The sequence below is a fragment of the Persicimonas caeni genome (genome assembly GCF_006517175.1).
Classification (GTDB): domain Bacteria; phylum Myxococcota_A; class Bradymonadia; order Bradymonadales; family Bradymonadaceae; genus Persicimonas; species Persicimonas caeni.
The window spans coordinates 3,799,472-3,824,478 of sequence record NZ_CP041186.1 but is presented as its reverse complement, the minus strand read 5'-3'; the positions used below and the strand labels follow the sequence as shown (position 1 = coordinate 3,824,478).

Sequence of the window (25,007 nt, the reverse complement as noted above, 5' to 3'; positions counted from 1 at the left end):
AACTGCTTTTCGGTTCTTGGCTCTTGGTTCTTGGTTCTCGAAGGCTGCGAAGCACAGCAAGAAGCAAAAACAAAGCGCCCGTCGGTCCATTCCGACGGGCGCTTTGCTATTAGCGCAGTTTATAGCCGACAAGCAACCTTAAGGGACCACGCATTGGCCGCCGCGGCAGACTTCGTTGAAGTTGCAGTCGCCGTCGTCGAGGCACTGGGTGCCCGACTGGCAGGTGCCGTTGACGCACAACTCGCCGGTGGGGCAGTCGGAGTTGATGCGGCATGACTGCACCGAGGTGTCCTGGCAGAAGCCGTAATTGCACTCCTGATTGGGGCCGCAGTCGGCATCGACCGAGCACTCGGGCGCGGGGATGGCGTAGCAGGCACCGGCCCAGCAGTACTGACCGGAGGGGCAGTCGCTGTCGGCGGTGCAGCCGCCCGGGTTCTGACAGGTGTTGTTGATGCACTGCGACGGGTTCGGGCAGTCGCTGTCTTGACCACAGTAGGGTCCGAGCACGCAGCGGTTGGCCAGGCACTGGAAGGTGTTGGCGCAGTCGCTGTCACTCTGACAGGTCGTCGGCTGGCAGTACTGGAACTCGCAGCGCTCGTTGGCGCCGCAGTCGCTGTCGCTCTGGCAGTCGCCGGCGATCAGGCAGACGTTGTTGCGGCACTCGGTGCCCGACGGGCAGTCATTGTCGGTCTGGCAGCCGGAGACCTGGCTGCACTGGTCGCCGATGCACAACTGACCGGTGGGGCAGTCGCTGTCGGTCGAGCAGGTGGTGTCGGCGATGCACTCGCCGCTGAACAAGTCGCAGCGTTCGCCGCTCGAGCAGTCGCTGTCGTTTCGGCAAGCCGGCGGCGTCTTGCACTGCCCGGCCAGGCATTCGGTGCCGGTGGGGCAGTCGGCGTCGCTCGTGCACTGATTGTTCGAGGGGATGCACACACCGCGGTCGCAGACCTCACCGGTGGGGCAGTCGGCGTCGTCGACACACTGCGAGGTGATCGGCTCGCAGGTATTGCTACTGGGAGAGCATTCGAAGCCCGACTCACAGTCGGCGTCGATGCGGCAGCCCGGCCCGCAGCGGCCGTTCTGGCAGATTTCGCCGTCGGCGCACTCGTTGTCGGTGGTGCACCCGGGCTGCGGCACACATTGGCCGCTGTCGCAGGTCTCGCCGAGCGCGCAGTCGCTGTCGGTGGTGCACTGGGCGGTGGACTGACACGTGCCGTTGACGCAGCTTTCGCCCTGAGCGCAATCGCTGTCGGCGCTGCACTCGGGCACGAACTGGCACTGGTAATTCAGGCAGCGCTCGTTGGGGCCGCAGTCGCTGTCGAACTGGCACTCGCCGGGGGGACGGATGCAGAAGCCGAACTCACAGATGCGCCCGCTGGGGCAGTCGGCGTCGGTCTGGCAGTTGGCCGGCGGCACCGGCAGGCACTGACCAGCCACGCAGCTGGTCGGCCCGGGGCACTCGGCGTCGCTCTGGCAGCCGGTGGGATCCTGGCAGGTGTTGTTGATGCACTGCATGCTGGGCAGCGGGCAGTCCGAGTCGCTCTGGCACAACAGCGGCGGCGCGCAGCGCTGGGCGATGCACTGCCAGGCGGGCGGGCAGTCGTTGGCGTCGGTGCAGCTTTGGGCCACGCAGTTATTCAGGTCGCAGCGCTGGCCCTGCGGGCAATCACTGTCGACGCGGCACTCGGGCGCAGGCTGGCAGAAGAAATCGTTGCAGACCGCGCCGGTCGGGCAGTCGGCGTCGCTGGTGCATTGGCGCACATCGACGCATCGGTCGCCGATGCACTGGAAGCCCTGCTGACAGTCGGCGTCGCTGGTGCAATCGACCTCGGGCTGACAGGTGCGCGAGATCGGCTCACACTCTTCGCCGGAGGGGCAATCGGAGTCACGGCTGCAGCCGCCCGGGTTGGTGCAGAAGTTGTTCTGGCAGACCTCGCCGGTGCGACAGTCGGAGTCGCTGCGGCAGTCGCCGGTGAAGACGCACTGGTTGTTGACGCACGATTCGTCACCGGGGCAATCCGCGTCGATCTGGCACTGCGGCGGACGTGGCACGCACTGGCCAGTGGCCGGATCGCACAGGAAGTCGGCCGGGCAATCGGCGTCAATCTGACACTGACTGGTCGGGATGCACTGGCCGTCCTGACAGACCGTATCGGGCGGGCAAGAGATGTTGTCGCACGAATCGACGCGCTCGCAGCGGAAGCTCTCGTTGCAGATCTCGTCGGGGCGACAGTCGTCGTCGCCGCGACAATCACCGACGAAGAAGCAGCTCCCACCGATGCAGCGCTCGGCCGGGCCGCAGTCGCTGTCGGCCTGGCAGGAGCCCGCCGGCTCGCAGGCGTTGCTCACACAGACCTGATTGGGACCACAATCCTCGTCGATGCGGCACTCCACGTCGGTCAGGCAGCGCCCATCGATGCAGACTTCGCCGGGGTCGCAATCGCTGTCGAGCACGCAATCGGGAGCGATCAACTCGCACTCGCCGGCCTCGTTGCAGAACTCGTCCATCGCGCAGTCGCGGTCGTCGACGCACGCGGGCGGCTCTCGGGGGATGCAGATCCCGTCGGCGCACTGCTCGCCGGCGTCGCAGTCGGTGTCGCTCTGGCAGCGATCGTATTCGCACGTGCCGTCGTTACAGGTGCCACCAAGGCCACAGTCGGCGTCGGCCTGGCACTCGGCGACCACGCAGACGTTGTCGCGGCAGATTTCATCGTTGGGACAATCGGAGTTCTCGAAGCACTCGGCCACGCACACGCCGTCTTCACAGACGGTCGTGGGCGGGCAGTCGCGGTCTTGACGACAGCCGAGCCGGCAGCTTCCGTCTTCGCAGATCATGCCGTCGGTGCAGTCGTCGTCGATCTCGCACTCCGGCGGGATCTCCACGCAGATATTGTCGGCGTTGCAGTATTCGCCGTCCGCGCAATCCTGGTCGCTCGTGCACTCGCCGCGCTGGCGGCATTCACAGCCGTCGCAGACGTAGCCGAACGGGCAATCCTCGTCGGTCGCGCAGGCGCAGTCGTCTTCGCACACGCCGTCGACACAGACTTCACCGAAGCTGCAGTCGAAGTCGTCCTCACACTCGCTGCCGACGCACTGGCCGGTGTCGGCGTTGCAGACCTCGCCCTCGTCACAGTCGGCGTCGGTCTGGCAGACCTCGTCGATCTGGCAGGCGCCGTCGACGCAGACTTCGCCCTCGTCGCAATCGCTATCGACCGTGCACGAATCGACCGGCACGGTGCACACCCCGGCGCGGCAAATCTCGCCGTCGGCGCAATCGGTCGAGTCGATACACGCGACCGGCTGCGAACAGTAGTTGCCGATGCACTGGGCTCCGGCGTCACAGTCGGCGTCGGTTTGACAGCGATCTCCGAGCACCGATCGCCCGCAACTGTTGAGCAGCAAGAGCGCGAAAAGCGCGAGCAGAAATGCGAAAGGTAAAAATCTACGTCGAGACATTGTAGGGCCTCAGTACGCCGTGAAAATTTAGGATCTCAGACGGCGTACACCCTACCACACGGGGTTAGGAGCATCAAATTAGCGCGCGCAGAGACTTGAAGATCGACGCCCGGTTTCGGTCGCGGGCGCCGGCTTCCGGTCAGCTGAGCTGAGCCCGCGCCTTTTGCACCATTTCGACCATCGCCTTTCTGACCTGTCCGGGCCCGCGGAGAGGCGCGTCGAAGTGCACGCGCACCACGCGCTCGCGGCCGTCTTCGGTGGCCGCCTGAATGTCGAAGCCGTAGCGGTCGAGGGCGACCATGCGGGCGCTCGTGGGCGCTTCGATGTCGGAGAAGGCGCGCACGTAGTCGAGGATCGCGTCGGTGTGGTCGTCGTTCATGTGCTCGACGGCGCCGGCGGAGCCCAGCGCGATCGCGTCGGGCGAGGCGGCGCGGTAGGCCTCTTCGCCGACCCAGCTCATGCGGCCGAAACCGCCGATATACCGCGCCTTCTCGACGCGCAGGCGCCAGAAGGCGAAGTCGGAAAAGTCGATGTAGCCGGCGGCGTGCGGGTGGGCCTCCAGATAAGCGTCGCGGTAGGCGTCGCGGTCCTCGACCGGCTCGATCTCGCCCACGAGGGTGACCCGCTCGAGCGCCAGAGGGCGGCCGTCGGCCATGCCCGGAGCGATGAAGAGCGAGGCGCGTGCGTCGGCCTTGAAGTTGTGGGTATGCTCGGCCAGATCGCTCAGCAAGAAGATCGCATCCCCTTCATCGGTGGCCACGAATTCGGCCAACGATCCATAGGGGTGCCCTTCTTCGGACTCGAGCGTCGAGAGCACGCCTCGACGGGCTGCGGCGAGCATGGTGCGCGCCGATTCGGCGTGAGTGAGGCGTTTTTCTTCGGCTTGGGCTTGTTCGGACATAGATTTGTTCGGGGTTATGGGGTCTCGGGTGGGCAGGGACACGACAACCGTTGCAACCGTGGCGCGAATATAATAGCGTGCGGCGGCAAATCACGGCTGGCTAGAGTTTAGGCAACGAGAAAGGCACGAAAAATGGGTAAGGAAGTCATTCAGGGAATCTTTGGCGGGCTGGTGGCGATCGTGATCGTGGTCGCCATCGGAAGCTTCATCGCACAGGCCGGCAGCCACGGCCCGGCCCACGGCGGCGAAGCAGCGCAGACCGAAGGCGCTCCCGATGGAGCGAAGCCCGCCCCGCCGGCCGAAGAAGCCAACGAGGGCGCCGAGCAGCCTGCCGAGAACAAGTAGTAGAGCAGCGCCCTCCCACTCCGACGGCGAGCGCGCTCAGCCGAGCGCCTCGTCGGTCAGCAGTCCGCGGGTGAGCACCTCCATGCTCGTCTCGAGTAGCTTCTCGAGATCCGGGGTACTCCCGCCGACGGCCATTCCCGCCTGAATCCCATCGATGATCGCCTTGAGCAGCGTCGCCGCCGAGGTGGCGTGGAGCCGTCTTACCTGCCCCTCGTCCATCGCACGCTCCAACACGCTGGCCAATCGACCGATATAGCTTTCTTGCAGCTCTTGGACCATCTCGTCGATCTCTTCGTCGCGGATGGCCATCTCGGCAATGATGGCGGTAAACCGCGGCTTGTCGGTCGCGGCGAATTGCTGCACGAAATGCTCCCCCAGCCCGATCAAAATGGTGGCAATATCGTTCTCGGCGTCCAAGACCCCGTCGATGAACTCCATGTCGCGGTTGTACTCGCGCTCGACCAGGCTGCGAAAAATGTCGCGCTTGGAGTCGAAGTGAAAATAGATGCCCCCTTTCGACAGGCCCGACTCCCGGGCGATCTCGTCCATCTTGGTGGCAAAATAGCCTTTGCGCATAAAGCAAGCGCGCGCTGCGTCCAGAATCTGGGTCGCGCGCTCATCTGGGCTACGATGCTTGGTCATGACCTTCCTGTGCGTGCCGCGTCGTTGCAAACTACTGTGCGGAGAGTTCCACGGTTGCGCCCATCTTGCAACTGGTGCGTGGCGAGGAACTGGTGCATGGTGGGCGGCGCCGCGGCAGCCGTCGGCACACAAGCCGATGGGACGACGCGCGATCGGTAGACCGTAGGCGAACCGTTGTGCTAACATCGCCGCGGAAGCAAATTGCACCTCCATAGACTCATATAGGCAACACTGGTGGTCGATCATTTCGGCGAAGGCACGAAGTTCGGGCGGTACGCCCTGCTGGGTAAAATCGGCACCGGGGGAATGGCCGAGATCTATCGCGCCAAGACCTTTGGGGCGGCTGGTTTCGAGAAAGAATTCGCGATCAAGTTGATCTTGCCCAGCCTCGTCGACGACAGCGAATTCGTCGAGATGTTCATCAACGAGGCCAAGATCGCGGTCAGCCTCTACCACGCCAACATCGTGCAGGTCTTCGATCTCGGTGAGATCGACGGGCAGTACTACATCGCCATGGAGTACGTGCTCGGCAAGGATTTGCTCGAGGTGCTGGCGCGTTGCGCCGAGCGCAACCTCAAGATCCCGCTCAACCTGGTGCTCTTCATCACCATGGAGATGCTCAAGGGGCTCAACTTCGCCCACCGCGCCAAAGACCCGTTCGGCGAGGACTTGAACATCATCCACCGCGACGTCAGCCCGTCGAATATCATGATCAGCTACGCGGGCGACGTCAAAGTGGGCGACTTCGGGGTAGCCAAGGCCGCCATCGAGCGCACCTTGACCGAGAGCGGCACGCTCAAAGGCAAGGTCGGCTACATGAGCCCCGAGCAGGTCATGGGCGAGGAGATCGACGCGCGCAGCGACGTCTTCGCCGCCGGCGTAGTCTTCTTCGAGGCGTTGAGCATGAGCCGGCTCTTTGTGGGCAGCTCGGACCTCGAGGTGATGCTGCAGGTACGCGACGCCGACATCGCCAAAGGCCTCGAGAAGGCCGAGCCGCTGCCTCAAGATCTGCGCACGATTGTCCAGCGCGCGCTGACCAAGCATCGCGAGGAGCGCTTCCAGACCTCCGGCGAGTTCTACCAGGCGCTGGTCGATTTCTGCTACCACCACAGCATCAAGGTCACCGGCACCGACCTGTCGAACTTCATGCGCCGGCTGTTCGCCGACGAGATCGAAAAAGAGAAGACGAAGCGGCGCGCCGAGCCGCGCCTGCAGCAGCTCATGGCCGAGGCGAAACGACCGCCCAAAGAGAAGCCGGCGCTCGAAAAGACGCCCGCGCCCGCCGCCGAAAAGGCGCTGCAGATGGCCGACCAGGTGCCGATGAGCGAGGCCTACGAGTCGTCGGCCGCCGAGAGCGATGCCGCCGAGAGCGATGCCGCCGACGAATCGCATACCACGCTCGACGCCACCGACGACCAGCGCTACCGCTACCGCGATTCGAGCGGGCTGATCTACGGGCCGATGGGGCTCGAGACGCTGGTGGGCCTGGTTTCCGAGCAGGAAGAAGTCGTGGGCGACCGCGTCTCCATCGACGGCGGTGCATGGCGGCCGCTCGAACAGGTCGACGAGCTCGACGAGGTGATCGACCCAAAGGGTGCGCCCGACGACGCCCCCTCGGAGGCGGACGCGCCGCCGGCCGCCGAGCCGCAAGATTCGGACGCCGACACAGACGACTCGGACGCCGATGATTCCGAAGCCGACGAGGATCGCCCCGACACCCTGCGTGGACCGGCGCCCGAGGAGGTCGGCCGAGAGACCACGACCCTGCCCGAAGACCACGACCTCGCCAGGGAACTCGAGGACGCGGTCTCCTCACTCGAACAGCTCAGCCGGGGACTCTCCGAGTCGACCGCCCGCGAGACGGGAAGCCGAGCCGCCTTCGAGATGACCTCGAGCGTGGTCAACGACTCGGATGTCGACAAAGAGCCGCCTTCGGTACCCGACGAGGCCGACGACGCGACCATGCACGACGACGAATCGGCGCAACAGGCCATCGAGGAGTTGCGCAGCCAATACGCCAGCTACGAGGGCGAATTGTCGCGGGTGCCGTTTGCGCGCATCCTGGCACGTCTGCATCGCTCCGGGGCCACCGGGCGACTGCACGTCCAAGACGGGTCGGTCGAAAAGTCGATCTTCATGCGCGACGGGGAGCCGATCTTGGTCGACTCGAATAAGAAAGAGGAACTCTTGGGTTCCTTTTTGATCCGCCGCGACCGCATCACCCAGGCACAGCTCGATGAAGCGCTGGCGCGGCTGAGCGAGTGGGGCGGACGCCTGGGCGACGCGCTGGTCGCCATCGGCGCGGTCGAGGCTCACGACATCTTCGAGCTTCTGGCCGAGCAAATGCGCGAGAAGCTGCTCGACGTCTTCACCTGGTCGCGGGGTCACTACGGGTACTACGAGAATCAAGAGCCCGACACGATGGGCTATCCGCTGGGGCTGGACACTTACTCGACGATTGTGCAGGCCTGCCGCGAGTATATCCCCCTCGATCTGATCAACGGGTTTTATCAGGGGCGCCGACACACCTCGATCTTCGAGTCCACGCGGGCGCCAGTCGACGTCGACCGACTTCGGTTGAGTTCACGCGAGCTTCGCATCCTGACCCAGCTCGACGCGGGCAGCAACCTGAACTCGATCCTCGACGAGAGCTCACAGGACCGCAAAGACCTGGTGCTTCGCACCGTCTACCTGCTCCATCAGGTCGAAGTCCTCAAATTCGAGACCACCGACAAGCTCGAGCTTCCGGGAGATTGAGGCTGGCGCGGCCAAGTCTTAGAACCCCAGCCTCGAGCTCATCGTCGCGCCCGACTGGCGCGCGGCCTGCGCGATGTCGTCGGCGCTCTGGTCGACGACGCGCGTCAACGCCTCGCTGACCGCTCGGGCGAGCCCGGCAGGGGTGCGCTCGGCGAGCCTCTCTTGCTCTTCAAATACCTTCGTCCACAGCAAGTCCCCGGTCTGACCGTCGCGAAGCCGCATCTCGAGGACCACACGGCCCAGCCACTTCTCCTCGGTGACATCGACCTCTTCGATGGCCGAGATATGGCCCGACAACACCACGTCGCTGCCGACCACCTGCCCGGTCGAGACCGACTCGAAGCGCCCGGTCGCCGCATAGCCGCGCCGCAGCGCATCCGTGACCAACATCCCCGGGTTCGTCGCCCAACGGTGGTAGTAGTAGTAGTTCAGCTCGTAGGGCGTCTTTCGGTAGACAATCTTGGGCTCGTCGTAGGCAGCGTCGGTGGTGAACTGCTCGATGCCGAGCACCGGCTTGTCGCCCACTTCCGAGGCCGTCTGCTGTGGCCGGAGGTCGAGCCGGTAGTGCTTGACCTCGGGCGTCGACCCGCCACAGGCGCTCGCAGCCCCCAGCGCCAACGCCAACACCAGCATTACCGACCATCGCACATACAAATTCGAATCAATCATGGAAGTTCACGTGGTTCGGGTTTGTCGTCGAAGAGCAATCGCGACGGCTGAGATTGGAGTGAGCGCGCCAGATTTTTGAAACTCTCGGCGGCCAAACGGAGGTTGTAGAACGTGGCCCGGAGTTGGTCCTGGTTCTGGTTGACCGTCTGACTCAAGTTCTGCAAAAGCACCGTCAGCGTGTCGAGGGCAGCGGTCACCTTCTGCATGGTGTTGCCCACCTCGAGGCCTTGGAGGCGCTCTTGGACCATGGTGTTGGTCTGGCGGAACTCGGCGACCGTCTCGGGAATCTTGGCGCCGCGCACCGCCTGCTGGGCCAACCGTGTCAGCTCGTTGATCTCGGTGAGCGTCTCGTTGGCGCGCGCGGAGGTCTCCCCGGCGTTCGAGATGAGCTGGTCGAGCTCCTCGCGGTTATCGGCGACCAGCGAGCGGGTGACCTGCAGGGTCTGGCTGAGTTCGGAGCTGAGTTGCTCGAGGTTCTGGGTCGACGCCTCGGCGCTGGCAATGATCTGGTCGACCCGCTCCTGGTTCTTGTCGCGGGTCATGTACAAAATATTGTTGAGCAGCTTTTCGACCTTCAGACCGATGTCGGTGGCGCGACCGGTCAACTGCTCGAGCATGCTCTGGCCTGCCTGGATCTCGCTTCCCGGCGGCAACAGCTTCGCCTCGGCGGTGCCCCCGGCGAGTTCGATGAACTTCAAGCCGGTGATCCCCTGCATGTTAATGTACGCCTGTGTGTCGGTCTTGATGGGCGTCCCCTTGTCGACCTGAATGCGCACCTCGACGACCTCGACGTTGTCGGGGTCGACTCGAATCGCGTCGACCGTGCCCACCCGCACACCGCGCAGCTTGACCGGCGCGCCCTGCTCGAGGCCGCTGACGCTCTCACTGAACTCGATGAAGTAGGTCCAGCGCTCCTCCCACAGCCCCATGCCCGTCAGCACGATGACCGTGCCGGCAAAGAGCACGGTAGCCGCCGTCAAGAAGACGCCGAGTTTGACCTTTTGCGTGCGTGTCGCCATTGCGCATCTACCGTATCAGGATTGACTATCGGCCATCGCGTCCAAGACGCTGCTGCCGCCATCACCCGCGTCCACATAATCGGGCGGGACGCGGTGGAAAAAGTTATAGACGATCTCGTCGTCGCTGTTGGACAGCTCTTCGACGGTGCCGACGGCGCGCACCCGCCCATCGGCGAGCATGACCACGCGGTCGGCCAAGATCTTGATACTCTCCAACTCGTGGGTCACCACCACCATCGTGACCCCGAAGAGGCGCTGCATCTGGCGCAGCAGGGCGTCCAGGCCCGCCGCCACCACCGGGTCGAGACCGGCGGAGGGCTCGTCGGCGAAGACGATTTCAGGGTCCATGATCGTGGCGCGTGCCAGGGCGACACGTTTTCTCTGGCCGCCGGAGACGTCGGCCGGCAGTCGAAACTCCAGCCCCTCGAGCCCCACCAGCGCCAGCTTCTGGCGAACCATCTCGCGGATGACCGGCTCGGGCAGATTGGTGTGCTGGCGAAGCGGCAACGAGATGTTGTCGTAGATGGTGCGCGAGCCGAACAGCGCCCCGTACTGATAGAGCATGCCGGTGCGCCTGAGCACTCGGCTGCGTTCTTTGGGGGTCATCGCGTAGATATCTTCGCCCAACAGGCGAATCTCGCCCGAAAGTGGCGGCAACAAGCCCACGATCGTTTTGAGCAAGGTCGATTTGCCCGAGCCCGATCCGCCCAAAAGCGCGGCGATCTCGCCGCGGAAAATCTCGACATTAACGTCCTCGAGCACCGCGACGTCGCCGTAGCCGCAGACCAAATCGCGGCACTCGATGACAGGCTCGGATGTCTTCTGCTCGCTCATAGACGCCTTCTCATCCGCCCATCAATGTGGAGACGGTCGTAAAGATGCTGTCGGCCACAATGATCATAAAGATCGAGGCCACCACCGCCCGGGTGGTCGCTCGGCCTACGCCGCTGGCGCCGCCGCGCACGTTCATTCCAGCGTAACAAGCAATCGTGCCGATGATCCAAGCAAAGACCACGCTCTTGAGCAGCCCGTGCATCACATCGCCCAGCGTCACCGAGATCAGCGTCTGGTTGATATACGAGTCGGCCGACAGGTCCAGGTAGAGCGTACCGATCAAAAAGCCACCGGACACGCCGATGATATCACTCATCAGCGCCAGCGACGGCGTAACGATCGTAATCGCGATCATGCGCGGGAGAATCAGGTAGCGGCTGGGGTTGATCCCCATGGTCTGGAGTGCGTCGATCTCCTCCTGGACCTTCATGGTCGCCAACTCGGCGGCGATCGCCGAGCCGCTGCGCCCGGCGAGCATGATGCCGGTCATCATCGGGCCGAACTCGCGCACCATCGAGATGACCACCAGGTTGGCCACGTAGATATTCGCCCCGAACTGGCGCAGCTGGTAGGCCGACTGGAAGGCCATGATCAGGCCGAGAAGAAGGCTGAGCAGCCCGATGATTGGAAAGGCGTCGACGCCGATGGCCACCGACTGCTCGGTGACCGAATTTTTGGGCGGGAAGCGCCCCTTGAACATATCGACGAAGGCGAAGACGGCGTCGGTAAACGTGTCGTAGTAGTGCTTGAGCTCGTGCCAGCCGTTCAACCCCAGCTCTCCGACCGACTCGAAGAAGGTGGGGACATATTTTTCGGCCAGCTCGCCGGTAAACTGGGGCATCAGGTCGAGCGCGTCGCGCTGCTCGTCGCTCAGGTTTTCGGTGTGTAACTGGCGTCCGACCTCGCCGAGGCGATACGACCCCAGCGAGATGACCGCGATACCGGCCGAGTCGAGCTCGCGCACCTCCGAGAAGTCGACGACGACCTGCTCGACGCCAGATTGCGCGCAGAGGTGCTCGAACTCGGCGTGCAGCTTCTCGGCATGGTCGACGTCCAAGGCGCCGCGCGGCTTCAACCGCACGGTGCGTCCCCCATCGATGTCTTCGCGCGTGATTTCCATTCGGGCAAACGCCCCCGCTCCACCAAAAGGTGCCACGTCTACATCATTTCACAGCTTGCGTAGCACATACGAGGCTATTGTATGCAGGATGAGATGCAAAGCCAAAAGGTTTGGGGGTTTGGGGGTTTGGGGCGCGGATAGCGCTGGTAGCGCGGATAGCGCGGATAGCGCGGATGCGGATGGCGCGGATGCGGATGGGAGTTTGTTCGAGCGTGACATGGTGTTAAATTCCGCGAAACATTGACGGGGCGTGTGGTGTGCTCCACACTGGGTTTTCCGTCCCCGTTGGGTCCGACGATTACGAGTTCATGACGCTACTCATTCTATACGTGCTTTTGGCGCTCGGGGTCTCCTTCCTGTGCTCTGTACTGGAAGCGGTCCTGCTAAGTGTCAGCCCCTCATACGTCGCTGCGCTCCAGCAGCAAGGTGACAAGGTTGGCGAGCGCCTCGAGAAGCTCAAGCGCGACATCGACCGCCCGCTCGCCTCGATTCTGAGCCTGAACACCATTGCGCACACCGTGGGCGCTGCCGGCGCCGGTGCGCAGGCGCAGGTCGTCTTTGGCGATGCACTCATCGCTGTGTTTTCGGCGGTGCTCACCTTGGCGATCCTGATCTTCTCGGAGATCATTCCCAAGACGCTGGGCGCATCGTACTGGCGTGGACTGGCGCCGTGGGCCACGCGCATTCTGATCCCGATGATCTGGCTGATGTACCCGTTCGTGCTCCTCTCCAAGGCGCTCACGCGGATCATCTCGCCCAAAAAGCAGGCGCATACCGTCAGCCGTGAGGAGTTCAGCGCGCTGGCCGACATCGGCACCCGCGAAGGCGTCTTCGAAGAGGAAGAGTCGCGTATCCTGCGCAACCTGCTTCGCTTCAAGTCGCTGCGCGTCAAAGACATCATGACCCCGCGCACCGTCGTGCTCGCCTCCCCCGAGGATCGCAGCGTCGAAGAGTTTTTCGACAAGCGGCCCAACCCGCGTTTTTCGCGTATCCCCATTTACGGCGAAAACCGCGACGACATCACCGGATACGTGCTCAAGCACGATCTGTTGCTCGAACTGGCCAACGACCGCGGCGACTCGAAGCTGGGTGACCTACGCCGCGAGGTCCTGGTCGTCCCCGAGCTGCTGTCGCTTCGCGAGTTGTTCGAGCGGCTCATCGAGACCCAAGAGCACCTGGCGCTGGTCGTCGACGAGTACGGCGGCATGGCGGGCATCGTGACGATGGAAGACCTGGTCGAGACCCTCCTCGGCCTGGAGATCGTCGACGAGGTCGACCTCATCCAGGACATGCAGGTCTTGGCGCGCCACCAGTGGTACAACCGCGCCAAACGCCTCGGACTTGTGACCGAAGACGACACCGCCGACGACCTGGGCATCGACCTGCCGTCACGGCCCGGCGCGGAGTCGCCCGACTCGAGCAGCTCGCCCGACAAAGGCGCAGAGCCGCCGCCGTCTGAATAGCGAGTCGGCGAGGCGGTCGATCCTCCAAACGTCAATCTTAGATATAAAAATAGGCCGGCTCCCACGCCGGTGGTCGAGGTTTCGAGCCCTGGACTCGGGTCGATACTCGACGTTTACGATTCGACCATCCGTTCAGAACGCCCACGTCGTCCACGGGAGTGCGACCCCGCCTATTGAAACATCTAAAGATTTAGGTTTGCGGATCGGCAGCGTGGTTCCAAGGGCGCGTTTGCGGATCGGCAGCGTGATCAATGCTTTTGAATCTCCCCCACCGTTCCAACCGTCTTTTCTAGGCGAACGCCAGGACCAGCATCACCGCGGCCCACAAAAAGATGTTGATCAGAAACGGGGCGTCTCGCAGGAGCAAGTCGGTGGGACTCTCCGGCGAGTCCTTGTTGATGAGCTGATAGAAGCGGGTGATGCCAAAGACGGCGAAGAGCACCGTCACCGGCAGCCACGGCGACGTGAACGGTGTCGGTTGGCTGCGAAGCGGCTGGTAGGGAAGCGCCGTGGCGATCTCGGGCAGCGCAGCAGTCAGCGTGTAGACCGTGTAGACGGCGATCGTCAGCCCGGCCACGAAGAGCACGGCAAAGTCGAGGTGCTCGGCGCGGTAGCTCTCGAGGACCTTGCGCGACTTTTTGACCTCGCCGTTCAGGTAGAGGCGAAGCTCGTGATCGCGCTTGCCCAGGCCGAGATACAGCGCCAAGAAGAAGGTGCACGCGATCAGCCACTCGGAGATGAACACATTGATGGCGAACGCCCCGGCGAGCACGCGCAACACAAAGCCCGTGGCGATGATCGTCACGTCGAGAAAAGCGACGTTCTTGAGCACCGTCGAGTAGGCCAGGTTCATGAGCAAATAGCCGGTAATGACCGCGCCCGTCCACGGGCCCAGTGCGAACGAGCCGGCGATCGTGCCCGCCCCCAGAAGCCAAGCAGTCGCCTTGGCCACCGGCAAGGGAAGCTCGCCAGATGGGATCGGGCGTCGACATTTGACCGGATGCTTTTTGTCTTTCTCGATGTCGAAGACATCGTTGAACAGATAGACGGTACCGGCAGCCAGGCAGAACAAAAACGCCGCCGAGACGGCCAGCGCGGCCTTCTCGGGGCTCATGAAGCTCTTCGAGAAGAAGAGCGGCGCGAGCACAAAGAAGTTCTTGACCCACTGATGCGGCCGAAGGGTCACGAAGACACCGCGCGCCATACGCCATAGACTCGCGCGCGATTTCTCGGTGGTGGATGTTTCGCTTTGTGACATGGATTTCTGGGTGGTGGCGTTGTGCCAGTGTTGCGTCCGCTCAGCCTAAGTTGATTCTCTTAGCCTAGCAAACGGTTCTTGGTTCTTGGTTCTCGGTGTAGCAAAGTGTAGGCCTTGCAGATACGTCTTCGCTGCAAGACGACCGTCCCCAAAGCCTCAGACGTTGTAGCGTTATGCTCGAGTTCGAAGATTTGACCACATTGCAGATCGTTGTCCTGACGGTCTACTTTGCGATCTTGCTGGTGCTATCGTTTTACGGCTCGCACCGCTACGCCATCGTGGCCCTGTACAAAAAGTTTGCGCAGGGAGACGACCCGCAGCCCAAGGATCGCTTCGCGCCCGAGCAGCTTCCGGTCGTCACCGTCCAACTCCCCCTTTACAACGAGCGGTATGTGGTCGAGCGGCTCATCCGCGCGGTCTGCCAGCTCGACTATCCCAAAGATCGCCTCGAGATTCAGGTCCTCGACGACTCGACCGACGACACCACCGACAAGGCGGCCAAGCTGGTCGACGAGATGCGCGAGCGCGGCTTCGACATCAGCCTGCACCACCGAAAAGACCGCACCGGCTACAAAGCTGGCGCACTCGAAGCGGGCATGGCCAAGGCGCGCGGCGAGTTCATCGCCGTGTTCGACGCCGACTTCGTGCCGCAGCCAAGCTTTCTGCGCGACACCATCGACCACTTCACCGACGAAGAGATCGGCATGGTGCAGGCTCGCTGGGAACATATCAACCGCGAGTTCAGCCTGCTCACGCGCGCCCAGGCGATCTTGCTCGATGGGCACTTCGTGCTCGAGCACACCGCGCGTAACCGCGCCGGACGCTTCTTTAATTTCAACGGCACGGCCGGCATCTGGCGAAAGGAGACGATCATCGACGCCGGCGGCTGGGAGCACGACACGCTCACCGAGGACCTCGACCTGTCGTACCGCGCCCAACTCGAGGGCTGGCAGTTCGTCTTCTTGCGCGACGTCACCGCCCCCAGCGAGATTCCGGTGGAGATGAACGCGTTTCGCTCCCAGCAACACCGCTGGGCCAAAGGCTCGATCCAGACAGCTCTGAAGTTGCTCCCGCGGATCCTCAAAAGCAACCTGCCCCGCGAGATCAAATACGAGGCCTTCCACCACCTGACCTCGAATTTCGCCTACCTGCTCATGGTGATTTTGGCGGTGCTCATGCCGCTGGCGACCATCATTCGCATCCACCAGGGCTGGTACGAGGCGCTCTTTTTGGACCTGCCCATCTTTTTGGGGGCGACCTTCTCGGTCTGCTATTTCTATTGGGTCTCCCAGCGCGAGATCGGACGCAACGCTTGGGAGATCTTACGGCTCATTCCGGCGGTGCTCGGCCTGGGGATCGGCGTGTCGGTCAACAACGCCAAGGCCGTCGTCGAGGCGATGGTCGGTCATCAGACACCCTTCGTGCGCACCCCCAAATACGCCATCCAGAGTGTCGGCGAGTCGTGGTCCTCGAAGCTCTATATCCGCAAATCGACCATCTTGCCGCTGGTAGAGTTCGCCCTGGGCGCCTGGTTCACCTACGGGATCTTTTTTGTGGTCGTCAGCGAAAATCACAGCTTCTTTAGCGTGCCCTTCTTGATTCTCTTCCAGTTCGGCTTCTTCTACGTGGCCACGCTGAGCGCGTTCCAGGGCCTTCGTGGCGCAGTCAGGGCTCGATAATGCTTCCTGACAGTGCCATTTTAAGCCTGTACGCCGCTCTCTTTGTGCCCTGGGCCTGGCTGGTTCTGCGCAGCGACGACAAGCCGCTCGCGTGGTCGCGCTTGATCGGCGCCGCCGTGTTGGCCCGCCTGGCGCTGGTCTTCATCGAGCCGATGCTCTCCGATGACATCTTCCGGTACGTCTGGGACGGACGCGTCGCCCACGCCGGCATCAACCCCTACCTGCACGCGCCGGCCTCCGAGGCCCTCGCGCATCTTCGCGACGCTCAGCTCTGGCCGAAGATCAACCACCCGGAAGTCCCCACCATCTACCCGCCGGTCGCCCAGATGCTCTTCTGGCTGAACGCCGCTTTGGGCGGCGGGACGACGCTGTTGCGCCTCTTGCTCGTCGGGGTCGAGGCCGCCGGGGTCGGCTTCGTCTGGTTTGTGCTCAGCCGCACTCGCCCCAAGCTCGACGAGAGCGCGCTCAAGCGCGCGTTCATCATCTACGCACTGTGCCCGCTCGTGGTCGTCGAGGTTGCATGGAGCGGCCACGTCGACGTACTCGCCTGGATGCCGCTTGTCGCCGCGCTGGTCCTGATGGTGCGGGCGCCAACGTACCGAGCCGCCGCCGGTGCTGGCGCACTGTTCGGGCTGAGCATCGCTGCCAAATTCCTAGGCGTGCTCGCCCTGCCGCTGGTGCTCCTGGCGCCGCGTGCGCGCTTCGAGTCGACGCTCGCCGAAGCCGCCAGGCGCCGCGTGATCTTCGTCGCGCTCGCCGCCGTGGTCATCGCCGTCTCGTACATGCCGTACCTCGACGCGGGCTCGAAGCTCTTCTCGGGCTTCGGCACCTATGCGAGTAGTTGGCAGGGCAACGACGGCCCTTTTCGGGCTCTGGCCGAGCTGAGCGAGGAATCACTGGAGCGCTGGGCGCCGCCCGGCAACACGATCGTCGGCGAAACACGCATCAACCGCTTCGACGGCAAAGTCATCTTCACCTTCCCCCAATACGACGAACTCTTCAGCGAGATGGGGTGGACGCGCACCTGGCGGGGCATGGAGGTCCCGTCGACGAGCTTCGCCGCCGACCAGATCGCCCAGACGGTCGCCAAGCTCGTGGCGGTCTTCATCGTCGCGCTCGCTATGCTCTGGGCGCTCGTGATGCGCCGCGACCCCATCGCCGGCACGCTCTTGGTGCTACTCGCGCTCTTCTTCATGGCTCCCGTCGTCCACCCCTGGTACGTGGCGTGGCTGGTGCCGCTGGCGGCACTTCGCCGGTCGAAGACGGCGCTCGTCTTCGCGTTCGTGGTGCTCGCAGCCTATGTGGGGTGGATGAACGCGCGCGCCGGGGGGAGCTGGATGGTGCCCCATTGGCTGGTGGCCGTGGAGTTTGGCGTGGTGGGAGTGGTGTGGCTTTGGGAGTCGATCAACTCGCCTCGTACAACGGCCCGTGCTCCCCGCTGAAGCACATCACATCGCCGCGCTCGATGAGCGCGTGCAGGTGTGAGTCGACCTGAGCTATATGCACCCACCAGCGGCTCGCCGGCTGATAGGGCTTGCCGTCGGGTGTGAACGCCAGTGCCAACTCGTACAGGCCCATCGGTCGCCCCAACTCACGCAACAACGCCAGCGTACGCCCTTCGTAGTCGGTGACGAACGAGCGCGAGCGCTCGAACGAGGCGTCGATATTGTCGCGTCGGTGCAGCCCGTGGCCGGGAAGCAAAAACTGGGCGTCGAGAGCCTGCAGGCGGTCGAGGCTGTCGCGGTAGGTGTCGAGTTCGTCGTTCATCGCCCGGCAGATGGGCGTGGGCACGGCGATGACGACGTCTCCGCAGAAAAGCCAGCCGCGCTCGGGCGCGAAGAAGGCGCCGTGGTGCGGGTCGTGGCCGCGGGCGTCGTGAAACTCGAGGGTGAGGTCGCCGATCTCGAGGCGCTCGCCGAACTCGACGAACGCGGCGTTTTCGAGCACGCCGCGGCCGTACTTGTCGACCAAACCGCCCTGGTTTTTACGCTCGGCCAAGAGCCGCGAGCGATGCGGCTCGGCGAAGGCCTCGGCGATCCAGGGCGTCCAGTTGTGCATATCGTCTTGGAAGGCGTGCCAGCGCTCGCGATACGGCTCGAGTCCCTGCCAGGCAATCTGCGGGGCGTGCGTTTTCTGGCTGATGAGCGCGGCTGCGCCCATGTGGTCGATATGGGCGTGGGTGTAGAGCCAGTAGTCGACGTCACGAAGGCTCTTCGCGAGCCCCATGTCCGCCAGGGCCGTCTCCAACTGGTCGACGGTCTCGGGCCAGCCGGCGTCGATGACGGCGAGTGCGCCGCCGCCGGAGTAGACGTAGGTATTGACGATGAGGCTTTTGCCGGGGCTTCGCAGCCTCAGACGAAAAAGGCCCTCGTCGAGTTCGAGGGCGCTTCCCCATTGGTCTTTCCACTTCTTGGTCAAATCGTACTACCTAATTCCAACCCCCGGCTCCGCTTCGCTTCGCCGGGGGCTATCACAACCTGGCGCTTTGCCCTTCGGGCTCGGCTTGTTTAGTTGATCGAGGCGACCGCTCTCGATGCCATTTGATGTCAATGCGCTGGCGGCGTCAGAAGCACCGTGCAAGGCATATGTTTTACCACTCCGCTGGCGACACTTCCCAGCAGGAAATCGTCCATGGCGCTTCGGCCGACGGTGCCGACCACGATGGCGTCGATGTCGTTGTCTTCGGCGTAGCCGACGATCTCGCGGGTGGGATACCCCGTGACGACCTCGGAGGTCCAGTCGATGTCGTCGAGGCGAGTCTGGCGCTTGTCGACCAGCACCTCCATTTCGCCGCGGGCGCGCTCGCGCACCGCCGAGACCTCCTGGTACTCGCCGCCGGCGTAGCCGACGAGCCCGTCGGGCAGGGCGATCGGGCCGGGAGGGTAGACCACGTGCAGGATGTGCAGGCGAGCGCTCGCCTGTTCGGCCAGATCGATCGCCAGGTTGAGCGCCTTCTCGCTGGCCTCGGAGAAGTCGATGCCCACCAAGATCGTGGGTCGGCTCGCCCAGTCGACCCCGTTCGAGTGAGCGATCGCCAGGTTGCACGGCGGGCGATGCGACAGCTTCTCGACGGTCGAGCCGGCGACCAGCCGCGCCAGCGCGCCCTGGCCCGACTGACCCACCACCAGCCAGTCGGCGGCGAGGCGATCGACGATCTCGGGCAGCTTTTTGGACGCGCGGCCCTCCTCGAGGATCAGCTCGTAGTCGAGCTTGCCTTCGAGTTCTTCACCGAGATGCTCCTCGAGAAACTCGTGGACCTGCGCCTCCATGCGTCGGCGGTTGTCGGGGTCGTCGAGGATGGTGGTCGTGCCCACCTGCGGGTACCAGGTGCCCTGGCCCTCGACGTAGGCGACGTAGACCTCGGCCGGGTCATCCTCGCGGTGCATGCGCTCGGCCATGGCAAACCCTTGGCGAGCGGCGTCCAGTGAATTTTCGGAGAGGTCCGTTCCGATGACGATCTTCATTGTGCGTGTCCCTTGTTACGGCATTGTAGGTATCTGTAACCGCTGTAAGGCTAAGCACATTGGCGCAGAGCGTCTAGGGGACAATTTGACAGACGAAAAACCGCCGCTAGACTGGGGGGCCCTGAAATCCCGGCAGACCTCCCAGAGCAAGCCCTTGATTTTTCTGGCAAAAAGAACCGCCAAACGTCGAGGGCACTCGCGGCAGTTGAGTAGAGATGGGTTTGATTCCTGAATCGGTGATCGAGGAAGTCCTCGCCCGAGCAGACATATTGCACACCGTCCGCAACTACGTGAGCCTCAAGAAGTCGGGGTCGAGCTTCAAAGGGTTGTGTCCGTTTCACGACGAGAATACGCCCAGCTTTTACGTGACCCCGAGCAAAGGGATCTTCAAGTGCTTCGGCTGTGGAGTCGGTGGCAACGTCATCAGCTTCATGATGGAGATCGAGGGTTGGAGCTTTCCGGAGGCGGTGCGCCAGCTCGCCGAGCGCAACGGCGTGGAGATTCCGGAAGAAGATCCTCAGGCCGCCAAGCGCGCGCGCAAGCGGCGCGAAGGCAAGAAGCTGTACTGGCAGATCATGGAGACGGCGCGCGCCTACTTCGAATCCCAGCTGTGGGGTGAGGCGGGCGCGGCGGCGCGCCATTATCTGACCGAGCGCGAGATCGACGAGGAGACGGCCAAGAATTTCGGGCTCGGATATGCGCCCCAGGGTTGGCAGAACCTGCTCGACCACCTCCAGAGCAAGGGCATCAGCGGCAAGATCGCCGAGCGGGCGGGTCTGGCGCTGTCGCGCAACAAAGGCTCGGGCCACTACGATCGTTTCCGGCATCGGGTGGTCTTTCCGGTGGTCGATATCTGGGACCACACCCTGGCGTTCGGCGGGCGAACCATCGCCGCCAACGACGACGCGCCCAAATATATCAACTCGCCGGAGACGAAATTTTACACCAAAGGCGAGCAGCTCTACGGGCTGCACGCGGCCAAGCAGGGCATCCAAAAAGCGGGCTATGCGCTGCTCGTCGAGGGCAATTTCGACGTAATCTGCCTGCACGCCAAGGGCTTCGACACCGCGGTCGCCCCCATGGGAACCGCACTGACCTCGGAACAAGCGCGACTGCTGCAGCGTTATTGCGACCAGGTGGTCATCGCTTTCGACGGGGATAGTGCCGGTGAGGAGGCCACGGTGCGCTGTTTACAGGCGTTTTCGGAGGCCAAACTCGAGGCTCTGGTAATACGATTTGACGAACTCGAAGATCCTGATACGTTTGTCCGCCGCCACGGAGCCGAGGCGCTTTCGCAAAAGATCGAGCAGGCCCAACCACTTGTCGCGTGGGCGCTCGATCGAGTCCTGGCTCCGGCCGAAGGTGACAACGTCGACCGCAAGTTGAGCGCGCTCGAAGAAGCCGGCGACGTGTTACGCCACGTAGGCAACCAACTGGCCTGGGAGCACTACGCCCAGGAGGTTTCTCGGCGGTTAAATATCGCGCCCAAACTTTTGAAGGATTATATTCGGCGGCCCGATCAGTTGAGGAGTCGGGCCCGCCAAGCCGTCATCGAGGCTCATCGGCCCTTGGAGTTGGACAGCGCCGAATACGGCGTGCTCATGGTCCTGCTCGACCATCCGGAGTGGCTCGACAAATTTTTGGGAGACGAGCTCGAGAATCTGCTCAGCACACAGGAGCTGGCCGATTTTCTCGAGCTCACGCGTCAGCACTACGAGCGTCACGGCGAAATCAACGCGCCGGTGCTGCTCGAAAAGATCGATCATGGGGCCTTTCGGCGCACCGTCGCCAAGGCCCTGACCGATGAAGGTTACGACCCGGAAGACCCGGACAAGGCATTACAGTTTTACCAAGACTGCGTTCGTACGCTCAAGAAGAATTGGGCCACGCGCAGTCTCGACGAGCTGACCCGTCAGCTCGACCAGATTGATTTTTACAACGAACGTAACAAGTTCGAGGAATTGACTCGTCAAAAGGAGCAGATCGCCCAGTTCAAGGCATCGCTCGACTGGGATCGATCACTATAAATGTGTGGGCCCCCGCTTTGCGGCCACCGCGCCGAGTCGGCCGATGGGCCGAGTCTGCGGGGGCTGAGGAATAAGCCCGAAAAGCCAAAAGTTTGACGGCTGGCCATCCATCACCGGTAGATGAAGCCGCGCGGTAGATGAAGCCGAGTCGACAGCACCAGAAGTTAACGCCGTCAGTCAGTGGCTCGCACGTAAGCCAGAAGGAGTACACCTTGATGCAGAAAGCCCGAGCAGAAGTCCGAACAACCAGCTTGGAGGTTCGGAAGCTCATCGCCATGGGTAAGGAGAAGGGCTACTTGACCTACAAAGAGGTCAACGATGCGCTGCCACCCGGGGTGTTGTCGAGCGAGCAAATCGACGACATGCTGATGCTCTTCGAGGAGCTGGATATCCAGGTCGTCGAAAAGCCCAGCCAGTACGAGCCGCCCAAAGAAGATCCCAACGCAGGCAAAAAGCTTCGCGCCGAGACCAAAGGCGGGGAAAAGAAAAAGAAGGGCAGCGACTTCGTCAAGGGCAACGACCCGGTGCGCATGTACCTGCGCAAGATGGGTCAGGTGCCGCTTCTGACCCGCGACGGTGAGGTCGCCATTGCCAAGCGCATCGAAGAGGGCGAGCGCACGATCCTGACGGTCGTGCTGAGCACCTCGGTGGGTGTGCGCGAGATGATCCTGCTCGGCGAGCGCGTGCGCAAAGAGAAGGTCAAGCTGACCGACGTGTTGCAGGCGCCCAACCCCGAGGATCTGCCCAAGGACGAAGACGGCAACGTCATCGAACTGACCGTCGACGAGCGCCGCAAGTGGTTCTGCGACCAGATCGACAAGGTCAAAGAGCGCTACCAGGACAACCGGCGCATGGGCGAGAAGCTCATCACCCGCGCCGGCCTCGAGGACAGCGAGCGCCGACGTCTGCGCGAGCAGATCAAGTCGAACCGCCGCGAGATGTTCCAGATCATGAAGGGTGTGCGCCTGACCAAAAAGCACACCGACAAGATCGTGGCCAAGTTCAAGAGCCTGATCCACCGCGTCGACAGGGCCGAGGACGATCTCGAGAAGATCGAGCGCCTCTACCGGGTCAAGTTCGACGAGGTCAAAGAGTGCGCCCGGCTGTACCGCAAAGACTACGACGAAGAGGGTGACGCGCTTCGCCAGAGCCTCGGGCTGTCGCAGGTGCGCATGAAGGCCATCTGGAAGGAGATGCGCTCCATCCAGCGCCGCTGCCGCTCGGTCGAGATCGAGGCGGGCCAGTCCATCGACACGCTGCGCATCACCCACCAGGCCGTGCTGGCCGGTGAGAAGATCGCCGAGCGTGCCAAGAGCGAGCTGGTCGAGGCCAACCTCCGCCTGGTCGTCTCCATCGCCAAAAAGTACACCAACCGCGGCCTGCAGTTCCTGGATCTCATCCAGGAGGGCAACATCGGCCTGATGAAGGCGGTCGACAAGTTCGAGTACCAGCGTGGCTACAAGTTCTCGACCTACGCCACCTGGTGGATCCGCCAGGCGATCACCCGCGCGATCGCCGACCAGGCGCGCACCATCCGTATCCCGGTGCACATGATCGAGACGATCAACAAGCTCAGCCGCACCGAGCGCTATCTCATCCAGGAGCTGGGCCGTCCGCCCCGCCCCGAAGAGATCGCCGAGAAGATGGACATGCCCGTCGAGAAGGTGCGCAAAGTCCTCAAGATCGCCAAGGAGCCGATCTCCTTGGAGACGCCCATCGGCGAGGAGCAGGACTCCTCTCTGGGCGATTTCATCGCCGACGAGGAAGCGATCAACCCCTCGGAGGCCGTCGAGGACTCCAACCTGGCCGACCAGACCCGCAAGGTCTTGTCGACGCTGACCCCGCGCGAGGAAAAGGTGCTGCGCATGCGCTTTGGCATCGGCGGCAAGTCCGACCACACCCTCGAAGAGGTGGGCCAGGACTTCAACGTCACCCGCGAGCGTATCCGTCAGATCGAGGCCAAGGCCCTCAAGAAGCTTCGCCACCCGTCGCGCGCGAAGCAGCTCGAGAGCTTCATCGACACGTGATCGGCTTCGGCTGAGGTAGCATCGAACGGGCGTGCTTTCGGGCACGCCCGTTTTTTTGTCTCCTTGGAATGCTCCACCCCGCCCCTACGTTCTGCGAACGCGCATCTGGGGCACCGGTCATGGATCGACACTTGCGAAAGCGTCGACCTTTCGTTAATTACACTGGTCGCCGCGTGCGGGCGTTTGAAAGTTGGGTTCCGTTCTCATTGATTTACGGGCCTATAGCTCAGCGGTTAGAGCCACCGGTTCATAACCGGTCGGTCCCAGGTTCGAATCCTGGTGGGCCCATACGATCCCACCGGGGGTCGTCGACCGGCGCAATCGGCTTCGCTTGCGGGCACTTCCACAGTGACGAGGAGCACGACATGCAATCTGTCGATATCCCCCAGTTGGGGCTGCTCGCAGCGAGAGCTGAATGCGACGAATACAGCGGCTGCGTCAAACACGCACACGGTAGAGAAGCAACAAGTAAGATCACGGATGCAAAGCGCCTCGACTGACCCAGTCGGGCGCTTTTGCATTTGGCACCGAGAACCCGAGAGGTGATCCATTGAAGGAGCAGCTAGCGCTACTTCGAGAACTGCAGCGGATTGATCTCCAGCTCGACGAGCTCGAGGATCAAAAGGATGATATTCAGGAAAAACTCGAGGAGAATCGAGGCTTCCTGGACAAGCTCATCGACGACCTCGAGAACCAGAAAAAGGAGCTCGAGGAGGTCAAGAGCCTGCGTCGCCAGAAAAAAGACGACATCGAGCAGACTCGCTCGCAACTGGCCGACCGCCAGGAGAAGCTCAAGGCGGTCAGCACTCAGAAAGAGTTCGGCGCCGTCGAGACCGAGATCGATGTGCTCAAAAAGAACCTCGAGCAGACTCAAGAGGAGGCTTTGCACCTCGACGAGTCCATCGAGTCGACCGAGCAGTCGATCGAAGAGAAAGAAGAAAAGATCGTGCAGCTTCGCGAAGGCATCGCCTCCGAAGTCGCCGACGCCGAACAGCAGCTCGCCGAGCTCGACGAAGAGATCGAGGCGCGCCACGACCGCCAGGACGAAGCGCGTGAGGAGGTCTCCAAGCGCGTGCTTCACAAGTACGACTTCATTCGCAGCCGCCGCCCCGGCCTGGCCATCGTGCCGGCCAAAGACGGCCACTGCGAGGGATGCTTCATGGCGATTCCGCCACAGCAGTTCATCGAGATCCAGCGAGGCGAGACCCTCGAGATCTGCCCGAGCTGCCAGCGCATCCTGTACTTCTGGGAGCACGCACTCGACGACGAAGACAAGGTCGAGGGCAGCGAGCCGGTCGAAGCCGGCTGAATCTTCGGGGCGTCCGCTGCATCTTTAAGGTAGTCGA

General features: G+C 63.0%; 17 protein-coding genes, 1 tRNA gene and 1 pseudogene. 9 read left to right on the top strand and 10 right to left on the bottom strand.

What is annotated here, in order from left to right; translation table 11 throughout:
• Nucleotides 1-138 precede the first annotated feature (138 nt).
• Both FIV42_RS14230 and FIV42_RS14225 read right to left on the bottom strand, forming a co-directional pair.
• Nucleotides 139-3,456 carry a DUF7107 domain-containing protein gene (locus FIV42_RS14230; protein WP_141198334.1) on the bottom strand — a complete coding sequence of 1,106 codons (3,318 nt, stop codon included), beginning with the start codon at nucleotides 3,454-3,456 and terminating at the stop codon, nucleotides 139-141.
• A gap of 139 nt (nucleotides 3,457-3,595) precedes the next feature.
• On the bottom strand, nucleotides 3,596-4,357 hold the full coding sequence (locus FIV42_RS14225) for a HugZ family pyridoxamine 5'-phosphate oxidase (protein ID WP_141198333.1): 762 nt from the start codon (nucleotides 4,355-4,357) through the stop codon (nucleotides 3,596-3,598).
• A gap of 132 nt (nucleotides 4,358-4,489) precedes the next feature.
• Here FIV42_RS14225 and FIV42_RS14220 point away from each other — a divergent pair, with 132 nt between their 5' ends.
• Entirely contained in the window at nucleotides 4,490-4,702 is a 213-nt protein-coding gene (locus FIV42_RS14220) for a hypothetical protein (RefSeq protein WP_141198332.1), read from the top strand.
• Nucleotides 4,703-4,738: 36 nt separating this feature from the next.
• Here FIV42_RS14220 and FIV42_RS14215 read toward each other — a convergent pair whose 3' ends face one another.
• Nucleotides 4,739-5,344, bottom strand: coding sequence for a TetR/AcrR family transcriptional regulator (locus tag FIV42_RS14215; RefSeq protein WP_168210640.1), 606 nt, complete (start codon nucleotides 5,342-5,344; stop codon nucleotides 4,739-4,741).
• A 234-nt stretch (nucleotides 5,345-5,578) separates the two neighbouring features.
• On the opposite strand from FIV42_RS14215, the gene FIV42_RS14210 reads away from it, so the two are divergent.
• A complete protein-coding gene (locus FIV42_RS14210; protein ID WP_141198330.1) occupies nucleotides 5,579-8,101 on the top strand; it encodes a protein kinase domain-containing protein in 2,523 nt (840 codons plus the stop codon).
• 18 nt (nucleotides 8,102-8,119) lie between these two features.
• Here FIV42_RS14210 and FIV42_RS14205 read toward each other — a convergent pair whose 3' ends face one another.
• From FIV42_RS14205 to FIV42_RS14190, 4 genes are read right to left on the bottom strand one after another with little or no spacing between them, the layout of a single operon-like run.
• On the bottom strand, nucleotides 8,120-8,770 hold the full coding sequence (locus FIV42_RS14205; protein ID WP_141198329.1) for an ABC-type transport auxiliary lipoprotein family protein: 651 nt from the start codon (nucleotides 8,768-8,770) through the stop codon (nucleotides 8,120-8,122).
• Nucleotides 8,767-9,789, bottom strand: a complete 1,023-nt coding sequence (locus tag FIV42_RS14200) for an MlaD family protein (protein WP_141198328.1) — start codon at nucleotides 9,787-9,789, stop codon at nucleotides 8,767-8,769. Before FIV42_RS14200 ends, FIV42_RS14205 begins: the two co-directional genes overlap by 4 nt.
• A gap of 15 nt (nucleotides 9,790-9,804) precedes the next feature.
• The gene (locus FIV42_RS14195) at nucleotides 9,805-10,623 is read right to left on the bottom strand and encodes an ABC transporter ATP-binding protein (RefSeq protein ID WP_141198327.1); all 819 of its coding nucleotides are present in this window, start codon (nucleotides 10,621-10,623) and stop codon (nucleotides 9,805-9,807) included.
• A 10-nt stretch (nucleotides 10,624-10,633) separates the two neighbouring features.
• Nucleotides 10,634-11,743 carry an MlaE family lipid ABC transporter permease subunit gene (locus FIV42_RS14190; RefSeq protein ID WP_141198326.1) on the bottom strand — a complete coding sequence of 370 codons (1,110 nt, stop codon included), beginning with the start codon at nucleotides 11,741-11,743 and terminating at the stop codon, nucleotides 10,634-10,636.
• A gap of 308 nt (nucleotides 11,744-12,051) precedes the next feature.
• On the opposite strand from FIV42_RS14190, the gene FIV42_RS14185 reads away from it, so the two are divergent.
• On the top strand, nucleotides 12,052-13,206 hold the full coding sequence (locus tag FIV42_RS14185) for a hemolysin family protein (protein WP_141198325.1): 1,155 nt from the start codon (nucleotides 12,052-12,054) through the stop codon (nucleotides 13,204-13,206).
• 289 nt (nucleotides 13,207-13,495) lie between these two features.
• Here the strand turns inward: FIV42_RS14185 and FIV42_RS14180 are convergent, their stop codons facing one another.
• Nucleotides 13,496-14,410 carry a UbiA prenyltransferase family protein gene (locus FIV42_RS14180; protein ID WP_168210639.1) on the bottom strand — a complete coding sequence of 305 codons (915 nt, stop codon included), beginning with the start codon at nucleotides 14,408-14,410 and terminating at the stop codon, nucleotides 13,496-13,498.
• A gap of 227 nt (nucleotides 14,411-14,637) precedes the next feature.
• Between FIV42_RS14180 and FIV42_RS14175 the strand changes: the two genes are divergently transcribed.
• Together FIV42_RS14175 and FIV42_RS14170 are read left to right on the top strand one after the other, a co-directional pair.
• Entirely contained in the window at nucleotides 14,638-16,143 is a 1,506-nt protein-coding gene (locus FIV42_RS14175) for a cellulose synthase family protein (protein ID WP_222615459.1), read from the top strand.
• Nucleotides 16,143-17,585, top strand: coding sequence for a glycosyltransferase 87 family protein (locus FIV42_RS14170; protein WP_141198323.1), 1,443 nt, complete (start codon nucleotides 16,143-16,145; stop codon nucleotides 17,583-17,585). Before FIV42_RS14175 ends, FIV42_RS14170 begins: the two co-directional genes overlap by 1 nt.
• On the opposite strand, the gene FIV42_RS14165 is transcribed toward FIV42_RS14170, so the two are convergent.
• A complete protein-coding gene (locus FIV42_RS14165) occupies nucleotides 17,548-18,561 on the bottom strand; it encodes an MBL fold metallo-hydrolase (protein ID WP_141198322.1) in 1,014 nt (337 codons plus the stop codon). The two genes, FIV42_RS14170 and FIV42_RS14165, sit on opposite strands and share 38 nt — an antisense overlap.
• A 128-nt stretch (nucleotides 18,562-18,689) precedes the next feature.
• On the bottom strand, nucleotides 18,690-19,607 hold the full coding sequence (locus FIV42_RS14160) for a universal stress protein (RefSeq protein ID WP_141198321.1): 918 nt from the start codon (nucleotides 19,605-19,607) through the stop codon (nucleotides 18,690-18,692).
• 215 nt (nucleotides 19,608-19,822) lie between these two features.
• Between FIV42_RS14160 and dnaG the strand changes: the two genes are divergently transcribed.
• The 4 genes and pseudogenes from dnaG (at nucleotide 19,823) to FIV42_RS14135 (ending at nucleotide 24,970) form a co-directional block, all read left to right on the top strand.
• On the top strand, nucleotides 19,823-21,634 hold the full coding sequence (gene dnaG / locus FIV42_RS14155; protein WP_141198320.1) for a DNA primase: 1,812 nt from the start codon (nucleotides 19,823-19,825) through the stop codon (nucleotides 21,632-21,634).
• Between the two features lie 254 nt (nucleotides 21,635-21,888).
• Nucleotides 21,889-23,661 (top strand): annotated as a pseudogene (rpoD, locus tag FIV42_RS14145) (RNA polymerase sigma factor RpoD); the annotation flags it as partial.
• A gap of 215 nt (nucleotides 23,662-23,876) precedes the next feature.
• Nucleotides 23,877-23,949 (top strand) — tRNA-Ile (locus FIV42_RS14140).
• A gap of 262 nt (nucleotides 23,950-24,211) precedes the next feature.
• Entirely contained in the window at nucleotides 24,212-24,970 is a 759-nt protein-coding gene (locus FIV42_RS14135) for a zinc ribbon domain-containing protein (RefSeq protein WP_141198319.1), read from the top strand.
• The last annotated feature ends 37 nt before the right edge of the window (nucleotides 24,971-25,007 follow it).